General features: G+C 49.1%; 19 protein-coding genes and 1 pseudogene. 9 read left to right on the plus strand and 11 right to left on the minus strand.

Going from position 1 to position 22008, the window contains the following annotated elements; all coding sequences use genetic code 11:
* Positions 1-169 (plus strand): annotated as a pseudogene (locus RM811_RS07760) (NAD+ synthase); the annotation flags it as partial.
* A 218-nt stretch (positions 170-387) separates the two neighbouring features.
* Here RM811_RS07760 and purH read toward each other — a convergent pair.
* From purH to dusB, 3 genes are all read right to left on the minus strand, one after another.
* Entirely contained in the window at positions 388-1980 is a 1593-nt protein-coding gene (gene purH / locus RM811_RS07765; protein ID WP_402522589.1) for a bifunctional phosphoribosylaminoimidazolecarboxamide formyltransferase/IMP cyclohydrolase, read from the minus strand.
* A gap of 181 nt (positions 1981-2161) precedes the next feature.
* Entirely contained in the window at positions 2162-2485 is a 324-nt protein-coding gene (fis, locus tag RM811_RS07770; protein WP_402522592.1) for a DNA-binding transcriptional regulator Fis, read from the minus strand.
* Complete coding sequence (dusB, locus tag RM811_RS07775; protein WP_402522594.1) at positions 2482-3486, minus strand: tRNA dihydrouridine synthase DusB; 1005 nt, start codon at positions 3484-3486, stop codon at positions 2482-2484. The genes fis and dusB overlap by 4 nt, the downstream gene beginning before the upstream one ends.
* 655 nt (positions 3487-4141) lie before the next feature.
* Here dusB and RM811_RS07780 point away from each other — a divergent pair.
* Together RM811_RS07780 and RM811_RS07785 are read left to right on the plus strand one after the other, a co-directional pair.
* Positions 4142-5608: a mannose-1-phosphate guanylyltransferase/mannose-6-phosphate isomerase gene (locus tag RM811_RS07780; protein ID WP_402522596.1), complete on the plus strand. Its 1467-nt coding sequence runs from the start codon at positions 4142-4144 to the stop codon at positions 5606-5608.
* Between the two features lie 93 nt (positions 5609-5701).
* On the plus strand, positions 5702-5962 hold the full coding sequence (locus RM811_RS07785; RefSeq protein ID WP_402522598.1) for a hypothetical protein: 261 nt from the start codon (positions 5702-5704) through the stop codon (positions 5960-5962).
* 27 nt (positions 5963-5989) lie between these two features.
* Here the strand turns inward: RM811_RS07785 and RM811_RS07790 are convergent, their stop codons facing one another.
* From RM811_RS07790 to ppa, 7 genes are all read right to left on the minus strand, one after another.
* Entirely contained in the window at positions 5990-6931 is a 942-nt protein-coding gene (locus tag RM811_RS07790) for a DUF3426 domain-containing protein (RefSeq protein ID WP_402522600.1), read from the minus strand.
* Between the two features lie 127 nt (positions 6932-7058).
* The gene (gene prmA / locus RM811_RS07795) at positions 7059-7946 is read right to left on the minus strand and encodes a 50S ribosomal protein L11 methyltransferase (RefSeq protein WP_402522603.1); all 888 of its coding nucleotides are present in this window, start codon (positions 7944-7946) and stop codon (positions 7059-7061) included.
* Between the two features lie 185 nt (positions 7947-8131).
* Complete coding sequence (gene accC, locus RM811_RS07800) at positions 8132-9472, minus strand: acetyl-CoA carboxylase biotin carboxylase subunit (RefSeq protein ID WP_402522606.1); 1341 nt, start codon at positions 9470-9472, stop codon at positions 8132-8134.
* A 10-nt stretch (positions 9473-9482) separates the two neighbouring features.
* Complete coding sequence (gene accB / locus RM811_RS07805; RefSeq protein WP_402522608.1) at positions 9483-9944, minus strand: acetyl-CoA carboxylase biotin carboxyl carrier protein; 462 nt, start codon at positions 9942-9944, stop codon at positions 9483-9485.
* Between the two features lie 207 nt (positions 9945-10151).
* The gene (gene aroQ / locus RM811_RS07810) at positions 10152-10598 is read right to left on the minus strand and encodes a type II 3-dehydroquinate dehydratase (protein ID WP_402522611.1); all 447 of its coding nucleotides are present in this window, start codon (positions 10596-10598) and stop codon (positions 10152-10154) included.
* A gap of 168 nt (positions 10599-10766) precedes the next feature.
* On the minus strand, positions 10767-12623 hold the full coding sequence (dsbD, locus tag RM811_RS07815) for a protein-disulfide reductase DsbD (protein ID WP_402522613.1): 1857 nt from the start codon (positions 12621-12623) through the stop codon (positions 10767-10769).
* A 146-nt stretch (positions 12624-12769) separates the two neighbouring features.
* On the minus strand, positions 12770-13297 hold the full coding sequence (gene ppa, locus RM811_RS07820; protein WP_402522615.1) for an inorganic diphosphatase: 528 nt from the start codon (positions 13295-13297) through the stop codon (positions 12770-12772).
* A 283-nt stretch (positions 13298-13580) separates the two neighbouring features.
* Between ppa and RM811_RS07825 the strand changes: the two genes are divergently transcribed.
* Positions 13581-13988: a CBS domain-containing protein gene (locus RM811_RS07825; protein WP_402522657.1), complete on the plus strand. Its 408-nt coding sequence runs from the start codon at positions 13581-13583 to the stop codon at positions 13986-13988.
* Positions 13989-14031: 43 nt separating this feature from the next.
* On the opposite strand, the gene RM811_RS07830 is transcribed toward RM811_RS07825, so the two are convergent.
* Complete coding sequence (locus tag RM811_RS07830) at positions 14032-14667, minus strand: trimeric intracellular cation channel family protein (RefSeq protein ID WP_402522617.1); 636 nt, start codon at positions 14665-14667, stop codon at positions 14032-14034.
* A gap of 373 nt (positions 14668-15040) precedes the next feature.
* Between RM811_RS07830 and RM811_RS07835 the strand changes: the two genes are divergently transcribed.
* From RM811_RS07835 to RM811_RS07855, 5 genes are all read left to right on the plus strand, one after another.
* Complete coding sequence (locus RM811_RS07835) at positions 15041-17176, plus strand: hypothetical protein (RefSeq protein ID WP_402522619.1); 2136 nt, start codon at positions 15041-15043, stop codon at positions 17174-17176.
* 129 nt (positions 17177-17305) lie between these two features.
* Positions 17306-18148, plus strand: coding sequence for a hypothetical protein (locus tag RM811_RS07840; protein WP_402522621.1), 843 nt, complete (start codon positions 17306-17308; stop codon positions 18146-18148).
* 30 nt (positions 18149-18178) lie between these two features.
* Complete coding sequence (locus tag RM811_RS07845; RefSeq protein ID WP_402522623.1) at positions 18179-18655, plus strand: SycD/LcrH family type III secretion system chaperone; 477 nt, start codon at positions 18179-18181, stop codon at positions 18653-18655.
* Positions 18656-18672: 17 nt separating this feature from the next.
* Positions 18673-20256, plus strand: a complete 1584-nt coding sequence (gene sctE / locus RM811_RS07850; RefSeq protein WP_402522625.1) for a type III secretion system translocon subunit SctE — start codon at positions 18673-18675, stop codon at positions 20254-20256.
* Between the two features lie 205 nt (positions 20257-20461).
* Positions 20462-21961, plus strand: a complete 1500-nt coding sequence (locus RM811_RS07855) for a hypothetical protein (RefSeq protein WP_402522627.1) — start codon at positions 20462-20464, stop codon at positions 21959-21961.
* The last annotated feature ends 47 nt before the right edge of the window (positions 21962-22008 follow it).

Here is a 22008-nt window from a genome sequence, read left to right on the forward strand (position 1 = left end):
TATTGTTAAAGAGGGCTTTGACCGGGATACGGTCTATCGCGTTCTGAGACTGGTGGATATCAGCGAATACAAACGTCGGCAGTCGGCTATTGGGGTGAGAATCACGCCGAGAGGTTTTGGTCGGGATCGCCGTTATCCGATTACCAATGGATGGAGACTCGGAGTTTAAGAATTCATCTCAAAATAACTGTCCCATTTATAAAGAAGGGGAACCACAAAGTCACAAAGGCACAAAGAAAAGAAGGGTTTTGTTTGTTCCACGCGCAGCGTGAGAACAACCAAAAAAACTTTGTGCGACCACCATAGATGGTGGGAGTGTCGATTATGCAGGAACAATCTCGACCCTTTGTGTCTTTGTGTCTTTGTGTCTTTGTGGTTCAAATCTTATCAATGGCGGAAATGACGAACACCCGTAAACACCATGGCTATGCCGGCCTGATTGGCTGCGTCAATCACTTCCTGGTCACGCATGGAGCCGCCGGGTTGAATCACCGCGGTAATCCCTGCGCTGGCTGCTGCATCAATGCCATCACGGAACGGAAAGAAGGCGTCTGATGCCATTACGGAACCACGTACTTCCAGTCCTTCGTCTGCGGCCTTAATACCAGCAATACGGGCACTGTATACCCGACTCATCTGGCCTGCACCAATACCAATAGTCTGGGCGTTTTGCGCATAGACAATGGCGTTGGACTTCACAAACTTGCCTACCTTCCAGGCAAACTGCAGGTCGGCCATTTCCTGTTCGGTGGGTGCGCGGTCGGTTACCACTTTCAGTTCTGAAGCGTCAACAATGCGGGTATCGGAATCCTGAACCAGCAGGCCGCCGTTCACACGTTTGATGTCCAGGAAGGGAGTCTGAACCGACGACAGTTGTCCGGCGCTTAATACACGAATGTTCTGCTTTTCCTGAAGTATTGCAGCCGCTTCAACGTCCACTTCCGGTGCAATGATGACTTCAACAAACTGTCGTTCAATAATAGTGCGGGCAGTAGCGGCATCCAGCTTGCGGTTAAAGGCAATAATGCCACCAAAGGCTGAAGTAGGGTCTGTTTCGTAGGCGCGGTTGTAGGCTTCCAGAATATCGGTGCCGGTAGCAACGCCACAGGGATTGGCGTGCTTGACGATCACACAGGCGGGCAGGTCGAACGCCTTGACGCATTCCAGGGCGGCATCCGTATCGGCAATATTATTGTAGGAAAGTGCTTTTCCCTGCAGCTGTTTAGCGCTGGAAACGCTGCCTTCCGGAGGGTTCTTCTCAGTGTAGAAAGCCGCTTTCTGGTGAGGGTTCTCACCGTAACGCATATCTTCTACTTTAATAAACTGGGAGTTGAAGGTGCGGGGGAAAGCGTCCGGCTCTTCTGTATCACTGCTCAAAATATTGCTCAGAGTGCCCAGGTAGTTGGCAATGGCGCCGTCGTAATGAGCGGTATGTTCAAAAGCCTTGATGGAGAGATCAAAACGGGTTGGCAGATCAATCCGGCCGTCATTTTCAGCCATGCTGTCCAGCACCCGTTGGTAGTCACTGACATTCACCACAATGCTCGTATCGCGGTAGTTCTTTGCCGCAGCTCTGACCATGGCAGGGCCGCCGATATCAATGTTCTCAATGGCGGTGGCCAGATCGCAGTCGGGGCGGGCAATGGTCTGCTCGAAGGGGTACAGGTTAACCACAACCAGGTCGATGGGCTTGATGCCATGCTCTTCCATGACGGGTTCATCCTGACCGCTGCGGCCCAGAATGCCACCATGTACCCTGGGGTGCAGGGTTTTAACGCGACCATCCATCATTTCCGGGAAACCGGTATAGTCAGAAATCTCAATGGCAGGAATATCATTCTCTACCAGCAGTGCGTAAGTCCCTCCGGTGGATAAAATTTCAATCGAATGCTGGTGTAGGGTCCGGGCGAACTCGACAATCCCTGTTTTGTCGGAAACGCTAATCAGAGCCCGGCGAATTGGGCGTGTCGTAACTGCCATCGTTTCTTTCTCACCGCTTGTTGTAATAGATAGTTGGAATAAAAATTCCGGAAGATTTTAGCTGGAAACGCCGACTATTGGCAGGGGGGAAGGGAATAAAGGTGAAATCAGCAGTATCCGGTTCTCCAGAAACTACTGATTACGGTTGTGTGAATGCTGAGAATGGTAATAATTGACTCAATTACAGCAAACCATATTGCTTCAGTTTCTTGCGCAGCGTCCCCCGGTTAAGCCCCAGTAAAGTGGCTGCACGGGTCTGGTTACCCTTAACGTATGCCATTACAGTTTCCAGTAAAGGGGCTTCTACTTCAGACAGTACCATCTGATAGACGTCGGTGACGTCCTGCCCATCCAGATGGGCAAAGTAGTTATTCATGGACTTTTCAACACTGTCGCGCAGAGTCTGGGACTCTGGAATCTGCGAAGTAGTAGAAAGGCTTCCCCCATGGTCATTTACTGGACGACTCTCTTTAATTACTTCTGTGATAACTTGTGTTGCCGTCATGCCGCTATGTCCTCTCCGTTACCTTTTAACTTTGACTCTGAAAGTCGCTCAAAATACTCCCGAATGCCGGTTTTCTGTTCTTGTGCAGACTCCAGCTTATTAAAATACCGGCGAAACTCCAGGCCGGATAGCTGATCCTGCAGGTACCAGCCCACATGTTTTCTGGCGATCCGCAGGCCCTGCAGCTCACCATAAAACTGGTGAAGTGCTTCCAGGTGTCCCTGCAGGATCTCGTGAATCTCATTCTGGTCCGGCGCTGCCAGGTGTTCCCCATATTTGAAGAAGTGGTTAATCTCCCGGAAAATCCAGGGGCGCCCCTGGGCGGCACGGCCAATCATTAAAGCACGGGCGCCAGTGGCTTCCAGAACATGCTGTGCCTTTTCCGGAGAAGTAATATCTCCATTAGCAATCACCGGAATAGTCACCGCCTCAACAATTCTGGCGATGGTTTCGTATTCCGCTTCACCTTTATACAGGCAGGCCCGGGTTCGACCATGAACGGCCAGAGCGGCAATGCCATACTGTTCTGCCAGTTTCGCCACTTCCACCCCGTTACGGTGGTCCGGATCCCAGCCGGTGCGAATCTTCAACGTTACCGGGATATCCACCGCCGAAGTAACGGCCTTGAGAATGGACTCCACCAGTTCGATATCTTTCAGCAGGGCAGAGCCGGCAGCCTTGTTGCAAACCTTTTTGACCGGGCAGCCCATATTGATATCAATAATCTGGGCGCCAAATTCCTGATTCAGTCGTGCAGCTTCAGCCATCTGTTCCGGATCGCCACCGGCGATCTGTACTGAGCGTGGCTCAGACTCACAGCTATGATCCATACGCAGTCTGGACTTTCGTGTATTCCAGAGCTTCGGGTTGCTGGTAACCATCTCCGAAACCGCCATGCCTGCACCCATTTTCAGACAAAGCTTGCGGAACGGACTGTCGGTAACCCCCGCCATGGGAGCCAGTACTACCGGGTTAGCAATTGGGTATGGACCAATCTTCAACTGCGTTGACGCTGCTTGCCCTGAATAAAAGTGCTCTGACAAAAAATAAAGCCCCGACCTGATGGATGATGAAACCAGTGAATCATCATACCCTCTACATATTTCACGATAAAGTGGAATTGATTAATATTTGTTCAGCTTGAGGTGGTGGCTTTGCGTACGCAAAAAACATACCCCCCTGCACGTCAGGCCTTTTGCGTTGATCAATAATAGAGCCAAAGAGCTGTTCATTTTTTGATATAAGTCAGCAAGAAACCGGTTCAACACAGGTATAAACACTGAATTTGTACATTTTATTGATGCATCGCATGAAACTGGGCGAAGTTTGGGTCGGGAGATGCTTTTGTCTGTTTTTCCCCTTTGAGAAAACCCCGGGCAGCTTCTTTGTTTTTTTGACAATGGCTATATTGCCCTGATTATCAACATGGCTTTCGTATTTATCATCAGGAGCAAGCCCGGCAAGGAAAATGACCACGAGCCGGAACGTATGCGGGAGTTTGAGGTTAAGCGGAATGCCTGCTCAGGGACTACTTTTCTCACTGGGAAGCACTAAAAGTCGATAAAGAGTAGTTCATGACTACTGCCAATATACAGCGGCAGTCTCTTCCAATATGATCTGGCCTTTTTGGCTATGTCTGAATGTTAATCAAAGCCTATGAACTTAAAGCCTGTAATTCTGGCTGGAGGCCGTGGATGTCGCCTCTGGCCTCAGTCTCGAGCACTGAACCCGAAGCAGTTTTTGCCACTGGTCAATGAGCAAACCATGCTCCAGAACACGGTTGCCCGCGTTGATGGGTTGGACTTTGTGGGGGCTCCTCTGGTGATTACCAATGAGGATCACCGCTTTCTGGTGGCAGAGCAGCTTCGTCAGATGGGTCGCAATGCCGAGGCCATTATTCTGGAGCCGGTGGGGCGGAACACGGCTCCGGCGGTGGCTCTGGCGGCTTTAAAAGCGTTGAACCACAAAGACACAAAGGCACAAAGGGTTTCTTTGGATAAGTTGGATAAGTTAGATATAAAAAGTGAGCCTTTGTTGCTTGTCCTGCCGGCGGATCATGTGATTCAGGATGTTGATGCTTTTCATCGGGTGGTTGAGGCGGCGTTGCCGGCGGCGATGGCAGGTAAGCTGGTGACGTTTGGTATTGTGCCTGCGCATCCGGAGACGGGGTATGGGTATATAAAAGCTTCGCGTCTTTGTGGTTCAAATATCTTTCCGGTAGAAGCGTTTGTGGAGAAGCCGGATCTGGAGACTGCGCAGGGGTATCTGGTTGTCGGGGATTATTACTGGAATTCCGGGATGTTTCTGTTCAAGGCTTCCCGCTATCTGGAAGAACTGAAGAGGTTCCGGCCGGATATTCTGGTGGCCTGTGAAAATGCGATGGCGGTGCAGAGTCCTGATCTGGATTTTGTCCGGCTGGATGAAGAAGCTTTCAAGGCCTGTCCGGATGATTCCATTGACTACGCGGTGATGGAAAAAACGACGGATGCCGTTGTTGTTCCCCTGGATGCGGGTTGGTCCGATGTGGGTTCCTGGTCTTCCCTGGCGGATATTTCTGAAAAGGATGAACAGGGTAATGCCGCCCTCGGTGATGTTCTGCTGCACAATACTCGAAATACTTATGTCCGCAGTGATAAAAAGCTGATTGCTACCGTGGGTGTGGATGATCTGGTGGTGATAGATAGTGACGATGCTATTCTGGTTGCCCATAAGGATCGGGTGCAGGATGTTAAAAAGGTAATAGAACAACTGAAGGCCGAAGGGCGGGCTGAGGTGAATCTGCACCGGAAGGTGTATCGTCCATGGGGTGCTTATGACTCCATTGATAGGGGCGAGGGTTTCCAAGTGAAGCATATTAGCGTTAAACCAGGTGCCAGGCTGTCCTTGCAGAAGCATTATCACCGGGCGGAGCACTGGATTGTTGTGAAGGGTATAGCACTTGTTGAGATTGATGGAAAAGAGGTTCTGTTGACGGAGAATCAGTCTACCTATATTCCGATTGGGGCACTGCATCGACTGGAGAACCCGGGCAAGTTTGACCTTGAGTTAATCGAGGTGCAGAGCGGGGAGTATCTGGGTGAGGATGATATTATGCGTTTCGATGATAATTACGGGCGTGTTTGATTTTGTTTGAACCACAATATCCAAAGGACACAAGAGGTACGGGGGCACTAAGATTTTTTGTTGATGCGGTGATGCTATGAGAGTGTGGTTACCATGAAAAAGTGGGTGCCTGGGTGGGATATTCCCCTGATGTTGTTTGTTTTTACTGTCGAAGTTCTTCTGATTAACGACCTTTCCGGGCCAGAGAATGCTCCATTAAGCTTCAGTATTGTGGATGCTGCAGGCAGTATTGCTTTTGTATTTACTTATTTTCATTGGCCGGTTTCTATCGCGATTTTTACGGCGGTGGTAATGCTACTGGTGCCCGCCTATTTGCTGACCTTGCTGGTTCGTCTGTTGATGTTCAGGCGCTGAGTGTTTGGTTGCCCTGTAACGTTATGATTAATTAAATCGTAACGCCCTGTTTTTACTGAATGTCAGCTGGTAGTTCACCGCTCTTTTACCGGGGTCGATAATTTCCAGCCCCAGCCGAATGGGCTGTGCTTTTGGCATTTCTTCCGAACCGGCCAGCTCCCCACCAAGGTATTCAGAAGGGGTGAACGTCCGGTTGGCGACCAGTCTGCCATTGATATCCGTAAAGGTCAGATCCAGGTCCGGAAATGGCTGTGGATGATCGGCTTCATTGATGATGACGACATCTATCTGAAGGGCATTGTTTTGATCCGGATGGCTGCGTACCACCAGATCGACACTTCTGATGGCCTTAATGTCTACCAGGGGTGGGAGAGAGCAGGAGAACAGGTTGCACACAACGGTGTAGGCTGGTCTCAGAGTGGTATTTAATGACAGGGTGTTGCGATTAAACCAGGCGTATTGTAGAACAAGCAGCATCATCAAGGCGCAGGCAGCGATACCCCATGAGGTCTGTTTTTTACGGCGAATCTGTTCATTGATGGTTTCTACGGTTTCCCGCTCATCCAGCTCCTGAATCAGGGTTTCGATGTTTTGCTGATGATAGCCATCGTACTCTATCGCTTTGGTCGTGCTGGCGACTTTTGCCTTAACGGAAGGGTTGAGATTTTTTACCCTGGCTGTTTCTGGCTTTGGCGCTGGTTTGTTGACCGGCTTTCCCCGGGTTGCCCGTTCTTTCTGAGGCTGGTGTTTGGGCTTAACCGGCGCGAGGGCTTCTTCGTGATGAGTGGCGGCGGTTTCTTTTACAGCAGTGGGCGCTTCTTTTTCTTTGTGGCGCTCTACCTGACCCTGGGCATTAAAAACCTGCAGACATGAGCCACAGCGCACCGAACCATTGGCCGCCTTAAGCTGAGCATTGGTTATGCGAAATGTGGTCTTGCAGTGGGGACAGGTGACACTTGTGGGCGTCATGTTTACTTTGTACCTGATCGTTAGGTCATTTTTTATTAGACCAGAGCCCCCGTACTGAATCCAGTCTAATTAGTAATACAGGTACAGATGTGCCTGCATTAGTGCATGCTGTTCTTGCGAACAGCGGTTACTGACGGCGTTTACCAGAGAGCATGGCCCAGCCGTCAAAGGTGACGGGTGCATCCATATCAAACCACTGTTCATAGGTTTGAATAATGTCACCTGCCTGTTCTGCCAGAATGCCTGACAGTGCAATTAAGCCTCCTTCCCGGGTCAGTCCGGCCAGTTTGGGAGCCAGTTGGGTCAGAGGACCTGCAAGAATATTAGCCAGTACCACATCCGCCTGATCTGCAGGTTCATCATCTGGCAGGAAAACGTCCAGCTTGTCAGTGGGGATGTTATTGCGTCTGGCATTCTCAATAGTGGCTTCCAGTGCCTGTGGATCCAGGTCAACACCGATGGCTGATCTGGCACCCAGTAACAATGAGGCAATCGCCAGAATACCGGAACCACAGCCGTAATCGATGACTTCTTTTCCTGAAAGGTTGTTTTGCTGATCCAGCCAGCGAAGGCACAGTGCTGTGGTTGGATGAGTTCCGGTACCAAATGCAAGGCCCGGATCCAGCATCAGGTTTACCGCATTGGGATCGGGAACCTCTTTCCAGCTTGGGCAGACCCAGAGTCGCTCACCAAACTGCATGGGGTGGAAATGGGTCATCCACTCTCTTTCCCAGTCCTTATCTTCAACCAGCTCTACCTTGTGAGGGGGAAAGGGATCCAGTCCGGCATTTTCTTTAAGAAATGGAACCACGTCATCAGTCCGGGTGTGGGCATCGAAAAGACCAATAACGACCGTGTTATTCCAAAGGGGGGTTGTGCCCGGTTCTGGCTCATATACCGGCTGATCTTTGGCGTCCCGCAGGGTGACGGCACAGGCTCCTGCTTCGAGAAGCAGGTCTTCCAGAATTTCAGCATGATCAGAAGAGGTGTCCAGCCTGACTTGAATCCAAGACATTGTGTTATCCAGAATGAAAAACGATAAGAATTCAGGCCAGTCTTTCAGACGCGGAATTCATTAAAAATGAGAGGGTGTCAGCGGGGGTATTGTAGCCCATATGGAGGTGTTGTTCGCTGTTCCTGACCCACAATCCGAAAAAGACAAGAGCGGCTTTTTCGGGCTGCGGATTGCGGACAACGGCTTCAATCCGCCAGTTTCTTCTCCAGGTAGTGAATACTGACACAGCCTTCTTTAAAGTGAGGGTCGGTGACCAGATCCTGATGGAGAGGGATATTGGTTTTGATCCCTTCAATGACGGTTTCATCCAGCGCATTTTTCATACGAAGCAGCGCGGTTTCACGGTCCGGGCCATAGCTGATGATCTTGGCGATCAGCGAGTCGTAGTAAGGGGGAACGCTGTAGCCATTGTAAATGTGGCTATCAACGCGAACACCATTACCGCCAGGTGCATGGAACTGCATGACCTTGCCCGGAGACGGCATAAAGGTCTTTGGATCTTCAGCATTGATACGACACTCGAAGGAATGGCCTTTGAGTTCGATATCTTCCTGACGAACGCTGAGTGGCAGGCCACTGGCAATTCTCAGCTGCTCTTTAACGATATCAATACCGCTGATCATTTCCGTCACCGGATGTTCCACCTGAACCCGGGTGTTCATTTCAATGAAATAGAATTCACCGTCTTCATAGAGGAATTCAAAGGTGCCAGCACCTTTGTAGCCCAGTTCGATGCAGGCACGGACACAGGCGCTGGCCACTTCCTGGCGTTTTTCTTCCGGAATGCCCGGAGCAGGCGCTTCTTCAATGACCTTCTGGTGACGACGTTGCAGAGAGCAATCGCGGTCGCCCAGGTGAATGGCATTGCCCTGACCATCGGCCAGTACCTGGAACTCCACATGACGAGGGCTTAGCAGGAACTTTTCAAGATAGACTGTATCGTTATTGAAGAATGCACCCGCTTCTGACTGGGTGAGGGCAACGGAACTGATCAGATCTTCTTCTTGATGAACCACACGCATACCACGACCGCCGCCACCGCCAGCAGCCTTGATAATAACGGGGTAACCAATATCCCGGGCGATGGCCTGGGTGCGGTTGTTATCATCGGTCAGCGAACCGTTGGAGCCGGGAACTGTCGGTACTCCGGCTTTCTGCATGGCTGCAATCGCGGAAACCTTGTCACCCATCAGTCGGATAACATCTGCTGAAGGCCCGATAAAGGTAAAGCCACTGCGTTCTACCTGTTCAGCAAAATCAGCATTCTCTGACAGGAAACCATAACCAGGATGAATGGCAGTGGCGTGAGTGACCTCGGCGGCACTGATAATGGCAGGAATATTGAGATAGCTTTCTGCCGGATTGTTTGGACCAATGCAGACAGACTCATCCGCCAGATGCAGATGCATAAGATCGGCATCGGCTTTGGAGTGAACCGCAACGGTCTTGATGCCCAGCTCTTTGCAGGCCCTTAGTATTCGAAGAGCAATTTCGCCCCGGTTGGCTATAACGACTTTATCGAGCATAACGGGACTCTCAGACAATGGTGAACAGGGGTTGGTCGTACTCAACAGGCTGACCATTCTCAACCAGAATGGCGCTGATCGTGCCGGATTTATCCGCCTTGATCTGGTTCATCATTTTCATGGCTTCAACAATGCAGAGTACATCGCCTTCCTTAACCGATTGGCCTTCTTTGGCGAAAACCGGTGATTCAGGAGACGGAGAGAGGTAGAAAGTACCCACCATGGGAGACTTGACCTGATGCCCGGAAAGTACTGGCTCAGCTGCTGGTGCAGCTTCTGCTGCTACTGGCGCTGCAACAGGCGCTGCAACGGGCGCCGGAGCTGTAGAGTAGGCAACCGGGGCATGAGCTATTGGAGGGTTGTTGGAGTAACGGCTGATGCGAACGGACTCTTCGCCCTCATGGATTTCGAGCTCATCAATACCTGATTCTTCCAACAGCTCAATGAGCTTTTTTACTTTTCTAATATCCATAGTCAGTCTCAATGCTTGTACTGGCAGGGCAGGGGAGGCCTGCCAGAGTGGTTGATTTTTCCGAAAAGTCGAACGTTCGACTAAGCGAGCGTAAGGTCCCCGGTGGTTGTCAGGGCGGTTGTTTAATACGTCCGCTCTATTAATCTAAATACGCTCAAGAGGCCGCCTTTAACGTTCACTGGTGGGGCAGCATCCTGATTATTGGATTCATGGCTGCCTGGCAAGCACTTCAATCGTTGCCGTCAGTGCCAGTTCATAACCTTTGGGACCCAGGCCAGTAATGATGCCTTCAGCGACATCACTGAAATAAGAGTGATGGCGGAAAGGCTCCCGGCGATGGACATTCGAAAGATGCACTTCAATAAACGGTATGGCGACACCCAGCAGAGCATCCCGCAGCGCTACGCTGGTGTGGGTGAACGCTGCCGGGTTGATGATGATGAAACGAACACCATCCTGACCTGCCTGATGAATACGGTCTACCAGAAGGTGCTCCGCATTGCTCTGGAAGTTTTCCAGCTGAAGGCCAGCATCGGCTGCCTGAAGGACAAGGTTCTGGCTGATCTGTTCAAGGGTGGTTGCTCCATATACACCGGGCTCACGGGTACCCAGTAAATTCAGGTTTGGGCCGTTGAGCACAAGAATATCAGCCATGTTTATCCTCTTGATTCCCGGTGCAGAGATTCGTTCTGAAGCACATTGCAATCGTTATTGATGAGGCATTTTGCCCCATTGTCTAGAGTGCGTCCAGTTTGTGCGTGTTACAGGAGGTTAACGACAGTTACGAAGCATTTCATGCCTGTTTCACTCATTCTTTAGGCATCAGGAGACATCAGGGGCATTTTCAGAGGTCGCAAGAAGTTTTACCAGCCTCTCGTGGAGTTGTGGTGCGGTGATTTCACCCTGTGATTTCAATGCAGACAGTTCCAGTCCGGCAGAGTCAAAGAACAGCATGGCGGGAGGACCAAACAGTTGGTACTGATTGAGAAACTGCTGATGTTCTTTAGTATTGTCGGTGATATCCAGCTTGATCAGTGAAATAGCGGAAAGCTGTTCAGCCACCAATGGGTCAGGGAAAACTGTACGCTCGATGATTTTGCAGGAAATGCACCAGTCCGCGTAGAGGTCAACCAGGGCTGGCTGGTTATTCCTGGCTGCTTCTGCCAGCAGAGCATTCAGTTCATTCAGGGTGGTGACTGTCCTGAAGCCGGATGTTGTTGGCTTTTCAGAGGATATTGTCGTTGATGTAATGCTTTGGCTGAAGAGAGGCCTCAGTGGGTCACTGTTGCCCATAGCTGCACCAACAATCAGGCAAGCGCCATAGATCAGGCAGAGAATACCGATGACCTGTTTGAGTTTCTGGCTTGCTGTTGTTACTGCCGTGTCTACTGAAGAGTTGAGTGCCCCCAGAAAAATGCCACTGCCAATCAATAGTGATCCCCAGAGGAACAGGGTCACCGTGGCAGGGATGACTCTCTCCAGCATCCAGATGGCAACACCCAGCAGAAGAACACCAAACAGAGCGCGGACACCATTCATCCATGAGCCGGATTTCGGCAGCCAGTGCCGCCCACCGATTGCCAGCGCAAACAGGGGGATTCCCATTCCCAGGCCAAGGGCAAAAAGTGTTAAGCCTCCAAACAGCGCATCACCGGTTGAGCTGATATAGATCAGAGCTCCCGCCAGTGGTGCCGAGACACAGGGGGATACCACCAGTGCTGAAAGCCATCCCATCACCGCAGCACCATATAAACTGCCGGACTTTTGCTGATGACCACTGAGCTTATCCCGAATCCGGGCGGGCAGCTGCAGTTCGTAAAGGCCGAACATGCTCAGTGCCAATAGCACGAAGAGTATGGCCATAGGCACCAGCAGCCACGGGGATTGAAGTCTTGCCTGTAGATTAAGGCTGGCTCCGAACAATCCCATAAATGTACCCGCAACAGCAAAGGTAATGGACATGCTGAAGATATAAGTCATCGTCAGGGCAAGGGTTCTGGTTTTACTCAACTCTCTGGCGCCCAGGATTAAACTTGAGAGAATCGGGAACATCGGCAAAACACAAGGTGTCAGGCTCAGGCCAATACCTGCCAGCACAAAGAGAATCAGAGTGATAGGGAGGCTGTTTTGCTCAAGCTGCTGCTGGAAGATGTTATCTGGGCCGGTTGTCTCTGAAAGGCTGGTCGTTATGGCCATTGAGGGTTCGCTGGCTTCAGCCTGAGTAATCAGGGGGATGATTATTTTTTTGGGCGGATAACAAAGCCCTGCTTTGGCACAGCCCTGAAATCCAATTTCCAGCTCAGGAAGGTTGCCTGAGTAGTTTATTGGTAGCTCGACGACAAAGTTTTCACTGAAAATTTCAAGCTCTTTATTGTAATAAGGGTCAAAAATCGTTTCGCCAGCAGGGTAGGCAGCGGTTCCCAGTTTCGAAACATCGATGGCCGGGGTAAAAGTAAAGCGGTGCTTATAAAGGTAGTGCTCCGGTGTTACCTGAACATCAATAATCGCTTTGCTGTTTTCAATTCGCCCGGTGAAGCGGAATGCATCTTCAACAGGGAGAAACGCCTGATTTTCACTGGAATCAGAGCCAAACAGCTGGGTCAGGCTGGCTTGGGCAGGCAAGGTTATCAACAGGCCTAGCAAGAGAGGCCCGATCAGGCGAAGAGATAGCGTTGGCATACAACCTGCTGTTTATAATGGTGAATGCTATTAATTGTGCAGTGATATATCGGATATGCAAGGGGGAAGGGATTAATAGGTGGTAGAAAGGCGAGTTTTGGTGAGTGAATGAGCTCAGGCTATTAAACCTGAGCTACAGAGTAAAATCAGCCTTGGTAGTTAGCTGCCGATTTCTTGATGACTTCCAGGGCAGCCTCAGAGCCTTCCCAGCCATCAATCTTGACCCACTTGCCTGGCTCAAGATCTTTGTAGTGTTCAAAGAAGTGCTCGATCTGCTGGAGCAGCAGAGGTGGCAGGTCAGTGTATTCTTTGATGTCTTTATAGATTGGGGTCAGCTTGTCGTGAGGAACGGCGATCAGTTTCTCATCACGTCCGCTTTCATCGGACATGTTCAGCATGCCGACAGTGCGGCAGCGAATCACAGAACCAATGACCACCGGGTATGGAGTGATGACCAGCACATCCAGGGGGTCGCCATCGTCCGCCAGAGTCTTATTGATGTAGCCGTAGTTCGCAGGGTAGAACATGGGCGTGGACATGAAGCGGTCAACCAGAATGGCATCCATATCCTTGTCAACTTCATACTTGATTGGCGAAGCATTGGCAGGGATTTCGATGATGACGTAGATATCTTCCGGGAGATTTTTACCAGCAGGAATAGATGAGTAGCTCATTGGCAGTCAGTCTCTGTGTGGGTTCAAGTTTGAAATTGCCGCATATTATATAGAGTTTGTTTCGTTCTTTTCCACTGTCTTGGAGAGGAGCCACGACTTTGTCGCTTTGTAATAGTGCAATCTTTATAAATCATGGTGGCTATTGTCAGGAGAGTGGGCGTTTCCCTGCCCGAAAAGATACCCATCTACTCGATAAATTCAGCTATCTAATGGGTTGGGAGCTAAAATAAGTTTATCAGTTTCAAACAGGGCTTTTGTCCTGCAGGAGGTAACTGTGAGATCTATGACTGTTGAAGACTGTATGACTCCCAACGTTGTGACGCTTTCTCCAGATATCCAGGTACCTGAAGCGATTCGCATTTTACTGCAACATAATATTACCGCAGCACCGGTGATTGATGAGAAGGGAGCGCTAGTGGGCATTCTATCGGAAACGGACTGTCTGGAAGGTACACTGAATGGTAGTTATTTTTCTCAGGATGCAGGTTTGGTACGTGAATATATGACAACGGATGTCATCTCGGCCAGCCCCAGAGATGATATTATTACTGTTTATCAACGATTTATGGCTGATAAATCTTTTCGGGTGCCGGTTGTCTCTGAAGACGGCCAGCTTTTGGGGATTTTGAGTCCAAAAGATTTGATGTCCGCAGTGCTTGAGTTTTATGAGCGCCCAGTGGAATCTGCGTAATAAACAGAAACAGGACTTTGTTCTTATCGGTTGTCTTTGATTTTCATTGCTCAGGCTTGTCATCATTTGTGGAAGGATCATCAAAATTAAATTTTGGAAGTTCCAGGCTCTTATAAATAGCAAGAATACGCAGGGTAAAGCCACAGACCAGAGTAATCAGAATAACACTGTTGCTTGAAAGGGGAGTCATTGCTAAACCGAAGTAAAGCCAGGCAGAAAGGAATGCGATACTGCCATAAAGCTCTTTGCGAAATACCAGGGGCACCTGATTGCACAGAATGTCACGCACGACGCCTCCAAAAGCACCGGTAAATACCGCCATGGTTGCGGCAATAAAATAGCTATGCCCTAATTCCAGAGTTTTCTGGGCACCAATAATGCTGAAGGTAATGAGGCCGACAGCATCAAGTACCAGAAAAAGCTCTGTCATATAGCGAATCCAGGGGCGGATCAATAAAACCAGCAGGGCTGCAAAGCAGGTGATGATTAAGTATTCTGGTTTGCCAATCCATACCATGGGGTGGTTATTAAGCACCAGGTCTCGAACGGTTCCCCCTGCGAATGCAGTGCAGCAGGCAATAATTAAAATACCAAATGGATCCATTTTCTTTCTGCCGGCGACAATAGCCCCCGCCATGGCTTCAACTGTTATTGCCAGGATATAGAGCGTTTCGAGCACGTTAGTGATCCTGATTAATTTCATTAAATGATTGGTATTAGAATAGTTATTATTTTAATTTTTTTTAGAATTAAAACTTTTATTTTAATTTCTTTTATTAATTGATTTTGCTATTTGTTCATCAGCTAGACTTTTCTTTGTATATAACGGAGATTTTTGGAAAGGAACTCTCATGGATAAATCCCCCCCTCCTGGTTCTGGAAGTACCCAAATTCAAATCGGAGGATCAATTCAGCCTGTAAAAACAGCTGACAAGGGTAGTGCTTTTGGAGGAACCAGAACTGTTTCAGCAGAGCCTGGCAAGGCTCATACTGCTGAGAGCAGACCTGTCGATTCTCCCAGAATTCAGGGTCGAGATGTTCGCGACTATGATATGGAGAGCAATCCACCCAGTACAGATAAGCTTACAGATCAAGATGTTGATTATGATTTTGATGATGTAGAAACAGCTTCAACCTACTCAAATGATTCTGGTTATTCAGATTTCGGTGATATTCAAGACGATCCTGAAGATCAAGGCGTGATTTCTCCTCCCAATAAACAATTTCCAGTCCCGGTCAACCCTAAAGCAGCAGGCGCTTCCATTACCATAAGCGGCGGCAGTAATGATGTAGATACTCAGGATGCGTCTCTCACCATTGAGGGAGGAAGCAATATTGACGAACAGAAGTTGTCGGGGGCAATTAAGACTGGCCTTAAAAAGTTATGGAATTGGGCGGTAGACTTTGCCAGAAACCATAAAATTGCCATAGGGCTGGCGCTTTCAATTCTTTTTGTTTTTATCATGGCATCACCAGCAGGGCCTGGCATTGTTGGTGGGCTTTTTGGGGCAGCGCTGATTACCTCACTGGGTGCCAGTATTGCCTGTGCATTTGTTGGCGCTTTGGTTGTTGATGTGATTGGTGGTGTCGGGCCTTATGCCGCTCAGGTACCGCCGCAGGATAATACTCAGAATCAGCAGAGTAATCAAAAAGATGCTTCAATTTCTGATAAATCTGATAAATCTGATAAATCTGACAAATCTGACAAATCTGACAAATCTGACAAATCTGACAAATCTGACAAATCTGACAAATCTGACAAATCTGACAAAGACGTGACAGTCAGTGGTTCGCAACAAGGTAGTGGGACAGCCAGTGACAGTGAAGGCTCATTTTTTCTGACACCTAAAGAGAAAATTGCGGCAGCATCTGCTGCCAAAGGGGATGGTAGCGTCCGGTCTGCATCAACTGCTGCGACAGGGGCTCAGCATGAAAAAGAATTCTCGCTGGAAGCTTTTAATACATGGCTCAATAATAACTTTGGTCGTTGGACAAACAAGACGCAGTACGCGGAGTTTTCTCAAACCTTAAGTGAGAGTGGTAAGTACAGGGTTCTGGATGCCACTGGTGAGCCGGATAAATATTTGGAGGAATTGAGTCAGAAAAGACTGGATCTTAGCTGGATTGCAGGTTCTCCCCTCAAAGAGCCAAGTGGAAGTGGCTACAATCAGTGGCTTAAACTGTCCGATTTTGATCAGTCATTGGAACGTGCTTTGGATATGCTGAACCCTGATGTCAGCCACTGTCGTAGAATGCAGGCAGATCTTTTACGAGTACTTCCTAAAGATGAATTTCCTTATGTTTCTTCTGATTTAGACGCCCCTTTGCTGTCTGTCGGTGATAGCCGGAAGAGTTTGGCTGAGCTTCCACGAGAGGAAATGGCTAAACTTGAGGCCTCTGATTTCATCAGGCTTACGTTGAGAAATCTAAGAGATTTTGCAGATCGAAAGGAGCGTGAAATTCAACCTGTTAAGCGTAAACGGGGAGCAGTCCCTCAAGATGGCCAGCCTCCAGAAGAAGTCAGAATAATTGAGAGGACTCCCGATCCTGTGGAGGCTGAACTAACACCGGTTTCCGGAGGCAGAGGTCAACCTGTTCAGTCATCAGACAAAGACGATCAGGTAAAGCTGGATCAGGAACGTGTAGCGTCTAATGCTGAAAATCGTGCCCGGGTGGTCACGGCTCTGCAAAATAAAGAAATACAGCTTCTGAACGCTACTTGGGAATTCCATCGTAGTGGACAGAAAGTCGGGATTATGCACGTTTGCAAGGAACTCGAAAGTGGAGCAACTGAATTGAAATGGAGTGCGAAGCCTTTTGATTCAGCTAAGGCTAGCGAGATGGAAACCTGGTTCATGTCTACTGCTGGTAATGGAGTCCCCCCCTCGGATTTGGATAAACGTTATTTGGAGATAGCTGTTGAACAAGCAGCATTAGCCGTGAAATGCAAAATAGAAAACACTGTAACGCCTGAGCAAATTCGTTCAATTAAAGGGAGTGGTTCTGAAAAAAAGGAGGATGTAATTCGACGAAAAGATAACTTTATTGACGGTATTTTGGATAGTAGCAAAGGCAGTAGTCCATATTGTATTGAAGATGCATTTTTGACAGTCAGAGCATCTGAGGAAGATAGAAAGGCAATTAAAGGTTACCTCAAGGATATACTTATGAATGTTTGGAAGACTTAAATTTATTTTTAATTTCTTTTTTTTATAAAAAAGCATCGACCAAAGTGTAATTGGCAAGAACGTTGTCTCATAACCTAGATTTAAAGGTAGTGCTTTTACGGATAGTCCAATAAGAACAGGGAGTCACTAATGAGTAACCCAGTTGGCGGCGCTGATTCAACAGGCTCTGAATCAGGAACGACCACTTATACCATCAATTTGAACGATGACCGAATCGCTTCTCTTCATGCCGCAGGTTACAGCGATGCCCAGATTGAAGCGCTGTTGTCACTGGCAGATCCTGATGATCAGGGTAACTCTCTAACCCCGACGCACTTTTATTCTGTTAATAAACAGACCCTCAATGCGCTTCGATACACCGGTCAGCTGGATGAGGCTTCCCAGCAGCTGGTTTATTTGCAAGCCCCAATTGCCCTGGTTCAGGAAGTCAGCAATCCAGCTAACTGGCAGGGGGATACTTACGTCGGCCCGGGAGCCGGGGAGATCAATTCTTACCTTCTTGGTGAACCAGTGGATTTTACCAAGCCCAGTCTGGATGCCCTGATTATGTCGGTGCTAACCGCCAGGGCCGATATTCTTCAGGCGCAGCTGGAAGAGCAGATTGAGTCGATTAATCAGAAAAATAATCAGCTGGAAGCGGCTAACCAGATGTTAGCCAGGGCCAAAGAACTGAAAGCTCAGGCCGGGACATCGGGTAATTCCACCATGCCACAGGATATGGTGGCTTTCTGGGATTCTCTGGGAGCTACAACGGATAGAACCGGAAATAATGATGTTCACAATTCGGCAGAGTGGGACGTCAATATTGAATCCCTGAAAGGAAAAATTGAAGCATTAACCAGTCAATCACAACTTGAAACCACGAAACTTCAACAGACGATCAACAAATACAACCAGACGTTTGAGATGCTTTCGAATTTCATCAATAAGTACTTCCAGTCAATAAGTACGATTATTCAGAACTTACGTTAAAAAAAGTGTTCACTCATGGAGGAGTCTCACGTGAATAATGAAGATATTAGCGGTTATGAAGGTGAAGAGCTGGAGAATATGCTTCTGGATTTCTTCGGAAAAGGCGGCACCTTCAAAGATTTGAAAAACATGAGTGATGATGCCATGGAGGCCATCTATTCCGTTGCCTATAACCTTTATCAGGGTGGCAAGTACGAAGAGGCGCAGAAGATCTTCCAGTTTTTATGTTTTTATGATCATTTTAATCGTAAGTATTTCCTGGGGCTCGGAGCCTGCCAGCAAATGCAGAAGCAGTACGACAACGCCATAGAGATCTTCTCGTTTGCCACGATTCTTGATTCTGATGACCCTCGGCCAATGATTTATATCGGTGACTGCCATATGGCTAAAGGCGATAAGGAAAAAGCTCAGGTTGCCTATGAAACCTCCATTGAGTGGGCCAGCGATGGTTCGGAATATGCCCAGGATGTAGAGCGTGCCAGAAATATGCTGGAAAACTTGCAGTAAAATAAGGAGTAAGCAGGATGTCTGGTATTTCACAAGGACCTCAGTCGGCGTCGACGGATAAGGCTATTGTAAATCCTTCGGTTTTGGATAAGACGAATCAAGCTGAAGATGCTCGTATTAATCGTGGTTATCCTGCACAGAACAGTGTTTCCAGTGTAATTGAGCAGGATGATGCCCAGGCACCACAGGTTCAGCATAGGATGGATGCTCCTGCAGAAGGTGCGGACAGCCCTTCTGAAAAAGTGCTCAAGGAAATTGCCGTTTTTAAGGAAATTCAAAACGCCGTTAATGCTGAACCTGAAGCAGGTGATGCATTGCTTGGAGAGTTTCTACTGGAGAAGGTAGACCAAAAGTTTTTTGACGGTGCTTTAGGGCGACAAAATCCTTTGGCCAGGGATATCAGTGCATTACAGAGTAATAAGGGTCATCTTTTATCGCTGGGGTACAGTGAAGAGCTTATTGATGGGTTGCTTTCTCTGGCAGATCCGAATGATCCGGATAACTCCCTGGCAGGCATGCACTCATTCTCTACCCGAATTGCCGGAAAGCTCGGTGGCGATGATTCACTGGAGAAATTGCACAGCCTTTTTGGAGATACCCTTGGCAGGGTCGCTAATCTTAAGGGTGGGCCAGCGGGTCTGCATGCTCAACTGCAGGCTGGGCTTAAAGGATTTAATGCCGCATTTCTGGACTCTAACAAGCATATAGATGTTGACAGTGCCACGTTAATGCTGATGCAGATACAGACGCAGCTGCAAAATAATCGTCTGATATTTGACCAGCAAAATATCAAGATCAGTCAGGTGGCCAGAGAGCAGATTTCAGAAAAACGGATGAATAAAATCCTGGATTCCATCGAGAAGGCCAATAAAGCCAAGAAGGCAGGGGTCGTCAGTAAGATCTTTGGTGGTATAGCGGTTGCGCTTATGGCAGTCGTTGCTGCGGTTATGATTGCCGGCGCCATCTTTACCGGTGGTGCTTCTGCCGTTGCCGCTGCAGGCCTGATGGTTGCTGCAACGGCGCTGGTAATGACCATGATGGTTTCTTCCGAAACCGGAAACTGGATGATGGAAATGTTCGGTGACAGCGAGAAGGGGCAGATTGGCGCCATGGTCTTTTGGTCAGTGCTTATTCTGGCGATGACTCTGGGGGCTGCCGGGATAACCGGAGCTGCCGGTAGTGCAGCTGCAACCACCAATGCAGCAGGAGCCGGGGCGGGTGCGGCGGCAGGTGGTGCCGGAGGCGCAACGGTGACAGCCAGCGCAGCGACAGCTGCAACGACTGCTTCCAGAATCGCCAGACTTACCACCATGGCTGCCCGGTTTTCCCGGACTCTCAGGATTGCCGGTGGTGCTTCCATGGTAGGGGATGGTTCCGCCAGTGCTGTCAGTACTACCTATCAATATGAAGCAGATATGTTAAGGGCTGAAGCAAAAGAGCTTTATGCCTGGATGCTGCACAATCAGCACGTGATTGACGACCTGGTTGAAGATATCCAGAAAGTGATTGAGGAGCTGCAACAAGGCTTCTCGGCGATCGCCGGTATTCTCAAAGATAATAATGATACCAAGACCAAGCTTCTTGGTCTTATTAAAGGATAAAGCTAAGACACTTAGAAATATGGGTATTGTTTTCGCCGATACCCAAAGGATTTGAAATTGCTACAAGGCGGCAAAGGAGTGAAGCCTTTAGGCCCTCGGGTCCCGGGAACTTAGACTTACTAGGTGACCGGGCTGAGCGAATGCAGCCAACAACGTAGCAAATTCAAAGGCGACGGATATAAACAGAGGTACATGGAGGTAACTCATGGCAGAGATTAATCGTGCGGGTTCAGCGGTTCAAACGACGCAACAGCAGTCGATTCTGGAAGCAGGTAAAGCGGCGGCAAAGGATAAAGTATCTGCCGGTCAGCTTGCTGGCGATAATATCAGGGTCTCCAGTCAGGAGGCCCAAAGTGCTGCCCTGAGAGGTTCACAGGCTCAGCGGCCCGAATTGGATACACCTCAGGACCTGAGTCCTGCCCAAATGGAAGCAGCCAACGCACAGATGGCGGAAGTCGGTGAGCTGACGGATCAGGCACTGGCGAATACCAAAGAGCTGTTAACCAATATTCTGGATGGCAGTGTAACGCCTGAGCAGACAGCCAGGCTTCAGAAGCATGCTGCCTCTTTACAGGGAGCCAGTGAGTATCTCGAAAATCTACAGGGAAAAGGACTGAATACGCCTCAGGGTAAGCGTAGTGTACTGGCCGCTATGGGCTTTAACGATGCCCAGCTTGAGGCTTTGCTGTCTCTTGCTAATCCTGATGATGCTAATAATGCCCTGGCCTCATTACACGGCGGTCAGGGTGTACTGGACCAGAAAAAGTCAGCCTTACGTTCGCTGGGGTTTAGTGACAGTCAGATTGATGCTCTACTTTCCATGGCCAACCCGGATGAAGACGGGAATGGGCTGGTTTCTCTGCATCAGGCTGGTTCGAATCCCAAAACCGCGTTGGAAGCACTTGGGTTCAAGGGCGCTCAGGTTGATCGACTGCTGGCGCTACTGAGTGGTCAGGCCAAAACCGCTGAATTTGCCGAACAGCAGCAGCTACTTACAAAGATGGGATTCAGCGATGCTGAGATTGAAACCATTCTGCTTGCCGGTGATCCTCGACTACTAAAGCAGCAAAAGGCACTGATTCAATCATCAAGCCCTCAGACTGTCAGCCTGTTGCAAGCCAACTCTACGGGGCTCAATCTGCTGTCCCAGAACAATATCTTTGATCAAAAGATTCTGGAGCAACTGGTTGATATCTTTGCGGTGATGGAGCTTCTGCATAAAATGAGTGTTGCTCAGCGGCGCTCGGCCAGGGAGTTCCGTTCGGTGGAGTATGAGGCAGCCAAGAATGAGATCCTGAATCAGGCTGGCGAGATGAAAAAAGCCGCTCTGCTGAGTGCCATTGGCGGTTGGGTCAGTGCCGGTACCAAGATAGCTGGTGGTGTGGCTCAGGGTGGTCTGGCTATGAAGTCCGGAAATGCCCAAAACCAGGGAGCACTTCAGCAGCAGGTAGCTCTGGCTAATGGTGTCTCTCAGGTCATTACCGCATCCGGGGATATGGTTAAAGCGGGTATGGACTATCAGGCAGGCATGCATCAGGCTCAGGTTAAACTTCATGAAGCATTTCAGAAAACCCATGACAATGCGGCTCAGTCCGAGAGTGAGTTCATGAATATGCACGGTGAAATGATCAGGACGGTTAACAGCAAGATGGATGAAATTATCCGGTCCTGGTTTGAGACTCTGAAGACGACAACCAGAGCTTAAGTCGGCTTAAGTTGACAATGGATGGCAATGTGTAAGATGTAGCCAAC

It is taken from the genome of Endozoicomonas sp. (assembly GCF_031844845.1).
Lineage (GTDB): Bacteria > Pseudomonadota > Gammaproteobacteria > Pseudomonadales > Endozoicomonadaceae > Endozoicomonas.

Excerpts from the sequence above, each read along its gene's own strand:
- purH (WP_402522589.1), bottom strand. The coding sequence starts at position 1,980 with ATGGCAGTTACGACACGCCCAATTCGCCGGGCTCTGATTAGCGTTTCC.
- RM811_RS07840 (WP_402522621.1), top strand. The coding sequence starts at position 17,306 with ATGAGTAACCCAGTTGGCGGCGCTGATTCAACAGGCTCTGAATCAGGA.
- prmA (WP_402522603.1), bottom strand. The coding sequence starts at position 7,946 with ATGTCTTGGATTCAAGTCAGGCTGGACACCTCTTCTGATCATGCTGAA.
- RM811_RS07825 (WP_402522657.1), top strand. The coding sequence starts at position 13,581 with ATGACTGTTGAAGACTGTATGACTCCCAACGTTGTGACGCTTTCTCCA.
- fis (WP_402522592.1), bottom strand. The coding sequence starts at position 2,485 with ATGACGGCAACACAAGTTATCACAGAAGTAATTAAAGAGAGTCGTCCA.
- RM811_RS07835 (WP_402522619.1), top strand. The coding sequence starts at position 15,041 with ATGGAGAGCAATCCACCCAGTACAGATAAGCTTACAGATCAAGATGTT.
- RM811_RS07855 (WP_402522627.1), top strand. The coding sequence starts at position 20,462 with ATGGCAGAGATTAATCGTGCGGGTTCAGCGGTTCAAACGACGCAACAG.
- accC (WP_402522606.1), bottom strand. The coding sequence starts at position 9,472 with ATGCTCGATAAAGTCGTTATAGCCAACCGGGGCGAAATTGCTCTTCGA.
- ppa (WP_402522615.1), bottom strand. The coding sequence starts at position 13,297 with ATGAGCTACTCATCTATTCCTGCTGGTAAAAATCTCCCGGAAGATATC.
- sctE (WP_402522625.1), top strand. The coding sequence starts at position 18,673 with ATGTCTGGTATTTCACAAGGACCTCAGTCGGCGTCGACGGATAAGGCT.
- dsbD (WP_402522613.1), bottom strand. The coding sequence starts at position 12,623 with ATGCCAACGCTATCTCTTCGCCTGATCGGGCCTCTCTTGCTAGGCCTG.
- RM811_RS07785 (WP_402522598.1), top strand. The coding sequence starts at position 5,702 with ATGAAAAAGTGGGTGCCTGGGTGGGATATTCCCCTGATGTTGTTTGTT.
- accB (WP_402522608.1), bottom strand. The coding sequence starts at position 9,944 with ATGGATATTAGAAAAGTAAAAAAGCTCATTGAGCTGTTGGAAGAATCA.
- aroQ (WP_402522611.1), bottom strand. The coding sequence starts at position 10,598 with ATGGCTGATATTCTTGTGCTCAACGGCCCAAACCTGAATTTACTGGGT.
- RM811_RS07780 (WP_402522596.1), top strand. The coding sequence starts at position 4,142 with ATGAACTTAAAGCCTGTAATTCTGGCTGGAGGCCGTGGATGTCGCCTC.
- RM811_RS07790 (WP_402522600.1), bottom strand. The coding sequence starts at position 6,931 with ATGACGCCCACAAGTGTCACCTGTCCCCACTGCAAGACCACATTTCGC.